The organism is Nostoc sp. (genome assembly GCF_035638895.1).
In the GTDB taxonomy this organism is placed as follows: domain Bacteria; phylum Cyanobacteriota; class Cyanobacteriia; order Cyanobacteriales; family Nostocaceae; genus Nostoc.
Window position 1 is genome coordinate 1 of record NZ_DASQZC010000385.1, and the last position, 7,436, is coordinate 7,436.

At 35.9% G+C, this 7,436-nt stretch carries 6 protein-coding genes; all 6 read left to right on the plus strand.

The genetic code is table 11. The features are described from left to right. Positions 1–1,255: polysaccharide biosynthesis tyrosine autokinase (locus VE944_RS19020; RefSeq protein ID WP_324980237.1), on the plus strand; the 1,255-nt coding region annotated here is incomplete at its 5' end. Between the two features lie 75 nt (positions 1,256–1,330). Continuing rightward, positions 1,331–2,812 (plus strand): oligosaccharide flippase family protein, encoded by a 1,482-nt coding sequence (locus tag VE944_RS19025; RefSeq protein WP_324980240.1) that lies wholly within the window; start codon positions 1,331–1,333, stop codon positions 2,810–2,812. A 46-nt stretch (positions 2,813–2,858) separates the two neighbouring features. Further along, on the plus strand, positions 2,859–3,833 hold the full coding sequence (locus VE944_RS19030; RefSeq protein ID WP_324980243.1) for a glycosyltransferase: 975 nt from the start codon (positions 2,859–2,861) through the stop codon (positions 3,831–3,833). A 178-nt stretch (positions 3,834–4,011) separates the two neighbouring features. Then, positions 4,012–4,947 carry a hypothetical protein gene (locus VE944_RS19035; protein WP_324980245.1) on the plus strand — a complete coding sequence of 312 codons (936 nt, stop codon included), beginning with the start codon at positions 4,012–4,014 and terminating at the stop codon, positions 4,945–4,947. 184 nt (positions 4,948–5,131) lie between these two features. Then, a complete protein-coding gene (locus tag VE944_RS19040; RefSeq protein WP_324980249.1) occupies positions 5,132–6,445 on the plus strand; it encodes an EpsG family protein in 1,314 nt (437 codons plus the stop codon). A 91-nt stretch (positions 6,446–6,536) separates the two neighbouring features. After that, positions 6,537–7,331 carry a glycosyltransferase gene (locus VE944_RS19045; RefSeq protein WP_324980251.1) on the plus strand — a complete coding sequence of 265 codons (795 nt, stop codon included), beginning with the start codon at positions 6,537–6,539 and terminating at the stop codon, positions 7,329–7,331. Positions 7,332–7,436: the final 105 nt, after the last annotated feature.

The following is a 7,436-nucleotide window of genomic DNA, read 5'->3' on the forward strand; positions in this document are numbered from 1 at the left end:
ATCTGTACCAACGCAAAATTTACAGATGGGGGAACTCAAGCAGACTCTAACTGCTCAGTTGGTACAGTCGGATGTGGAACGTTCAGCATTAGCCAATCGAATTAAGGTTTTGCAGGATGCATACACAATGTCCCAAAAAAGATTAGGTGTCTTACCCCAATTGCAACAACAACAGCAACAGCTAGAGCGACAGTTGCAAGTAGCACGAGGAACTTATGAAGAACTACTGAAGCGATCGCAACAAGTGGATGTCGTTGCCAATCAAAATGTCGGTAATGCACAGGTAGTATCTATGGCTTTACTTCCTGATAAAGCAGCTAACAAAATTACACTCTATCTGGCAGTGGGTGGATTTTTAGGAATTTTGGTGGGTGTGGGGATAGCTTTAATGTTGGAATCTATGGATCGATCTCTGAAAACTATTGATCAAGCTCAACAGCTATTTGATTATCCCTTGCTCGGTACAATTCCTGACTTGGGTCAAAAATTTAAAGGTGGTGAGGTAGAGTCTTTATTAAAACTGCCAATGAAAGACAATTCTTACTCGGCAGTAAATTCAGCCTTTGAGATGCTTCAGACAAACTTGGATTTTACCGTTTTTGATAAACCGCTAAAAGTAATTGCTGTGGTTAGTTCAACTCCAAGTGAAGGGAGGTCATTTGTGGCGTCTAACCTGGCAATGGCTAAAGCACATATGGGACGCAAAGTGCTGTTGGTAGATGCGGATATGCGTCACTCTTGCCAACAAAAAATCTGGAAATTATCTAATTTGGTAGGACTGAGTAATATTTTAGTCGGTGAAGCAGAGTTTCCCCGCACTACCCAAGAAGTAATGATTAACTTAGATGTGCTAACTGTTGGGACAATTCCACCTAATCCGGCAGCACTACTGGACTCGCAGCAGATGTCTTTATTGATCCAAGAGGCAATTCAAAATTATGACTGTGTAATTATTGATACCCCAGCATTAAGTTTGTTTGGTGATGCCTTGATATTAAGCAAGATAGCAGATGGGATATTGCTAGTTGTACGTCCAGGAGTGCTTGATTTAGCCGTTGCCAAAACTGCAAAGACAATGTTAAAACAAGCGCGATCGCGCGTTTTAGGAATGGTGGTGAATGGAGTAACTGCTGATAGCGGTTTTATTTACTACAACCAGAAGGGTTATTACGACAAAAATAGCAGCGATGCCTACGACGGCAAGCTACGCAATGGCAAGGGCGAAGTGAAGTTGCCTAATATACACATTTCCTAATCGTCTGATAACGGCTTGTTTCAATTGTCTTAATATTTTCATATAAAGTAATTGTATTAAACGAGAATATTTTTAGTGAAAAACAGCTTACTTAAAAATGGTTTTTATAACTCAGTAGCAGGATTAATAAGAATTGGACTAGGTATACTAATTATCCCCGTATTAATTCGCATACTTGGAATTGAAGAGTATGGGTTATGGACTCTAGCTTCTGCGGTAGTGGTAATGGTTACTTTAGCAGAAGCAGGTCTTTCCACAGCCACAACTGTATTTGTCTCCCAGGACTTAGGAAAGAAAGATGTTGATGGTCTGTCGCAAACCTTGACCGTAACTTTTGGGGCAATGCTGATATTAGCAACTTTAGCAGCAGTTGGTCTGTGGATGGGTGCTGAAGGAATTATTAGCTTATTTCCTAAATTAGGGCAAGAACAACAGCTAAAAGTTATACAGGCTATTCAAATTGGTGGGTTAGTAGTAGCAGCGCGATTGCTGCAACAAGCTTTGGTTGGTGTGGAACAAGCTCATCAGCGTTATGACTTGATGAACGTGCTGAATACAATGCAATGGGTACTACTGAGTGTGGGAATGTTGGCTGTAGTTTGGCTGGGGGGTCGCACGCTTGAGTTAATGCAGTGGCAAGCTTTAACCAGTGTAGTGAGTTTGTTAAGTCATATCTGGGTAGTGCGATCGCTACTTAAAGGTGTCAACCTTCGTTTGAATTGGAATCAACAAAAAGCAGTGGCGGTAGGAGGTTACAGCTTAATGATGTGGTTAAATACATTAGGAAGTACGCTTTTTAGTCGAGGCGATCGGTTGATTGTCGGCAGCTTGCTAGGTACTCAGGTGGTTGGGGTGTATGCAGCAATTACTGATGTCACTGCACAAATCAACTCATTTGCCGCATTACCTGTACAGCCTTTACTCCCAAGTTTAAGCAATCTAATTGCAGATCAAGACATTAATCGGCATCAACTAAAACAGCAAGTTAAACAGGCTACCCAAATTAATGGGTTAGTTGCTTTAGGAATGGGAGCTAATTTAATTACCCTTTCTCCATTAATTGTCAGGATATTCTTTTCCCAACAAACTACAAGCGAATACATAACTTTATTTTGCATTGCCACAGCCATTTATGCATTTTATTCATGTCATGCAGTTGGTTACTTCTCTTTGTTAGCAACAAAGGCAGTTAAGACTTGTGCTTTGATTCTGCTATTGGGTAGCTTATCTTCACTGTTATTAATAGCTCTTGGTGCATATAATTTTGGCTTAATCGGAGCAATCTTAGGAAATTCTGGATTTTTAACAACGTCCCTAGTCACTGTATTTGGCATGAAGCGTTTGTCGATTCCGGCTTATTTTTGGTTCAAATGGTTATTATTTCCGCTTTCATGGTTTTCTCTAGTAATGTTAATTCATTTTATACTTCCCAATAGTTACATAGCTCAATCTTTCATGTTTTTAATACAAAACATGATTCTCTTATTGTGGTTAGCAAAAACTCATAAAGATACAGTCTCTCTGCTGCTAAGTCGTTATGCGACTAGCAAAAAATGACATTTGATAACTAAATTTTTTATTTAATTGGGGCAATCATCAAGCAATGGATATTATAATTTGCACTTACAACAATGCTAAGTTACTAGATCGCGTTCTCACAAACATTTCTTTACAAAAACTAACTGATGATCATAAATGGACTGTTTTAGTAGTAGATAATAACTGTACAGACGAAACTGCTGATATTGTTGAGAAGCACATTAATTCTCAATTAATTCCTAACTTGCGTCGGATAGTAGAGACAAAACAAGGACTAACTTCTGCACGTATATGTGGAATTAGAAATACAACGAGTGAATGGATTAGTTTTGTTGATGATGATTGCCTTTTATCAGAAGATTGGGTAGATAAATCAATACAATTTGCTGCATCTCATCCAAACTGTGGTGCATTTGGTGGTAAAATTATATTGGATTGGGAAACAACTCCTTCCCCTATACTTATCAAAAAGTCAATGAACTTTGCTGCTTGCGATCGCGGAGAAACTTCAAAGCAATTAAATCGGCGTAATTATCATATTCCGGGTGCAGGTTTAGTTATTTGTAGAACTGCCATTGAGAAAAGTGGCTGGTTACATAAACAATTACTCAACGATAGAGAAGGAAAAAAACTCAGTGCAGGAGGAGATTCTGAGATAGTTTTACGAATTCTGAACGCAGGTTATGAACTTTGGTATACACCTGATTGTGTATTGCACCATTTTATCCCTACAAAGCGCATATCAGAAACTTATCTTTTTAACTTAATGTATGGTTTTGGTGCCGCAGCTCCTTACATTGCTGTGATGCGTTGGAACCGTTCTTACTATATTTGGTTACTTGTATCTATTCTCAGAATTTTTAAAGGAATGTTACAAATAATTATTTGCTATGTTAAAGCTTTAATTAATCCAAACAATAAAGCAGAAACATCGATCATGTGGAATTGGACTAAAGGTCAAATTCATAGTTTATTTACTATTGTCAGGATGAGTAGAGAAGAACATATAATCTGGTTAAGCTTATTTCAAAAAGCTTAGATTGCCTAAGAACTAAAGGTTACGAAGTTTAGAATATTCCTGGCTTTTTGCTTAGACCTGATGATGGAGCACTTGGACAAGTTGATATTGCCTTTGCTAAGTCACATGGGCTTTTACGTCAATCCACTAAATGGTCGCAAATTGACTAACGATTTAGAGAACACTAGAAAGAAAAGTTATGTCAGATTTATCAAGAGTTGTATCAATTACAAAAGAATCATTATTTTCTGACTTAAAGTTAACGGTTATACAAAAGGTAAGGTATTTTAGTCATTGGAATATTTATAGTCAAATCCTTGATTCTGAGCAGTGCAATGCATGTATTTCTGAACTTATTCAAGGGAAAAACCCTGCAATGGTTACTCGCTTTGGAGCAACTGAGCTACGTTGTCTTGAACAGTATCTTAGAGGTTCATATGAAGAGAAAATAATGGCTGATATGCATCGTTGCTCTGGTTTTTTCCCAATTACAAAAGAATCATTAGATCGTTATTGCGAACTCTTTTTAGAGTCTATTAAATTAATTGATGTTTTGGGAGTCTGGTATCTGAGAAGCGAGGCTGAAAGTATTCAGAAGTATTCTGAACAACTTCCTAAAATGGTGAATTTAATAGACATGGAACCCTATTTTCATCAAAATCCGTGGAGTAGGTATTTAGAAGGGAAGAAGGTTTTAGTTATTCATCCTTTCGCAGAAACGATTCTAGAAAATTATTACAACAATCGAGAGTTTCTTTTTAAAATTGCGAATGTACTGCCAGCTTTTGATCTAGATGTGGTTAAAGCAGTTCAATCAATCACTGGTAATACAGATGGTTTTAGTAGTTGGTTTGAAGCATACGATTGGCTATGTGAACAGATAAGCAGGAAAGAATTTGATGTTGCAATTCTAGGATGTGGCTCCTATGGACTTCCTCTAGCAGGGTTTATTAAGTCATTATCGAAAAAAGCAATTCATTTGGGTGGGGCAACACAAATTATGTTTGGGATTAAAGGGAAAAGATGGGACAGTCGCCCAATCTATCAAGCGCTTTATAACCCATTTTGGGTAAGACCAAACGTTAAAGAAACTCCTCCAAACCATACAGTTATGGAGGGTGGTGCTTACTGGTAAATTGAAATTTATGCCTACTAGCTAACAACAACTGAGATGGATCTCATCATTTGTACTTACAACAATGCTAAGTTGCTAGATCGAACTCTTGAACAGTTTGCACTGGCTCATCCAAGGTGTGATGCATTATTTTAATGGCAAATAAAAAAAACTATACTGAGTGGTTCTCAGAATTTAAGACACAATGAATATTAGAATTGCGCAAAAAGTAGAAGTTAATCTGCCTATTCTGATACTAGTCTTAGGCTTGCTAGTATGGGTTTATGTACCGATAGTTGGCATTTTTCCACTTTTACTTTTTGTGCACTTAAACAAGAGTTATGGAAACAAAAAAATTGAACACCTCATTAAGAATATTATACTTCTTATTGTTTTATTTACCGTAACAGTTTTTTGCTGCTCTAGAGAAATATACTTAGACACCGCTGTTTATTTAAATGAATACAAACGTTGTGCAGGTGATTATTTCGTTGAATGTATAGAGCAAACTTCTGAAACGTTTGAGCCTGCTTTTTATTTTCTATCTTCCCTGTTTTTTATAATTTCAAGGGGTTCTGAAAGAGGCTTTCTATTTCTTTGGTCATTTACGATTAACTTTCTTACGATTTTTATAATCTGTAGAGGCTTTTCAAAAAAGTATCATGCACTGTTAGTAATGCTTACATTGTGCAATCCTGCATTTTATATGCAGACTTTTTTGATGCGTCAATTTATGGCAGTCTCAATGTTTCTGTGCGCAATTGTTACGAGACGCAAAAAGCTCTTATCCTGCTTTTACTTTATAGCAAGTGCTTTAAATCACTATACAAGCTTAATTTACTTGCCTTTCTTTCTTGCAGCTTTAATTTCTGGAAAAAATGAGAATCAAGCTAAGAAAGTAAGCAATAACTACTGGAGAAATTATTTACTGCTTATGGTGCTTCTAATTTGTCTTGGATTCACATCTTCAGCTAATAAGACCTTGTTTGGAACTATTTTGGCAGCGCTAGAGAGTACCAGTATTTTCTCCACAGCGGCTCAAAAGGGCGGGTTTTTCCTTAAACAGGATAATCCAGGTGGACTGAATGGACATTCTGTTCTCATTCCAATAATATCTACTGTTTATATTTACATTGCAATCCAACTTTATAAGCAACGAAATTTAAAATCCTTAAGGTTAAATGAAAGCGAGAACTTTGATAAAATTGTTACGTCCTTGTATTCTGCTCAAGTTTTCTTCTTTGTAGTAGCGAGAGGTATAGATGATCAGTTTGCACTTAGGCTTAGCCTTCTTTTGATAACCTACGTTGGATTATTTCTCTATTTACCCCTAGAGAAGCACTTGCTTTTGGGAAAATTGCCAAGCCTCTCTCTTTTAATTATGATTTGTTCTTTTATGACTTTATTTTTTGGAAATTTTCTTTATAACATATCTATTGGAAATCTGGCTAATTTTCTTGAAGGTGAACCTTTTATTTCACTTCCAGGATATATTGATTATATTGGGAGCAATTGGTAGTTATTATAATTTAATTCAGCCCAAAACCGAATTCAATTAATACTTCTTCGATAATAAATTACTGCTTTTTTAAAAATATCTGTAGAATCCAATGAATAATAAACATCAAAAAGCTAGCCGTCCAATTGAATTTGATATAATTACTTTGACAAAGAACTCTGCTCACTGTGTATTAGATACTCTAGAAAGCGTGAGCCAGCAAGACTATCAACATATTCACCATATTATTATCGACGGTCATTCTACAGACGAAACAGTTTCTCTGATCAATCAATATAATCATCAAAAAAAAGTAACTATATTTCAGCAAAATGGTGTTGGGATTGCTAATGCTTTTAATGTAGGATTAATCAAATCATCAAGTAATTTAGTAATTTTCTTAAATTCTGGAGATACTTTAGTTAATGAAGTAGTAATTACTAAACTTTTAGATTCTTATATAAAAGAAAAGTGGCTTTGGGCATTTGGAGAAACTATCTCTCGGAGCCGAAAACAATACTTAAAAAGGTATATTAAGCAGTATAGTCATTGGGATCAAAACTTATTTTTGTCTCGCAATCCTATCTGTCACCAGTCTACTATTTTTTCTCAAGAACTTCTCAAAAAAGTCGGCTTATATGATGAGCGGCTAACTTTAGAAATGGATTATGATTTTAATATTAGAGCTTCTTTAATTGCTGAACCACACCTGCTATATTTTCCAATTTCTTACTATGACACTACAGGCGTATCTTCTATAAAAGTCTTTAAACATTATAAGATACACAGAGAGTTACGTAAAAAATACTTTCCTCTATCTCCTATTAATAGCTTGAGAATTGATGCTTTGTGCTTTTTAAAAGCATGTATGCGTTTTATGATGATTCCTATGAAAATGTTCTTGTAATTTAAATTGTTATTTATCCAAAACAAATTCAAGATGATAGCTAAATCTAATATGTTAGTTGAAACCAGAGTCAAGACTTTTCCTTCTGTAACTATAGCTATACCT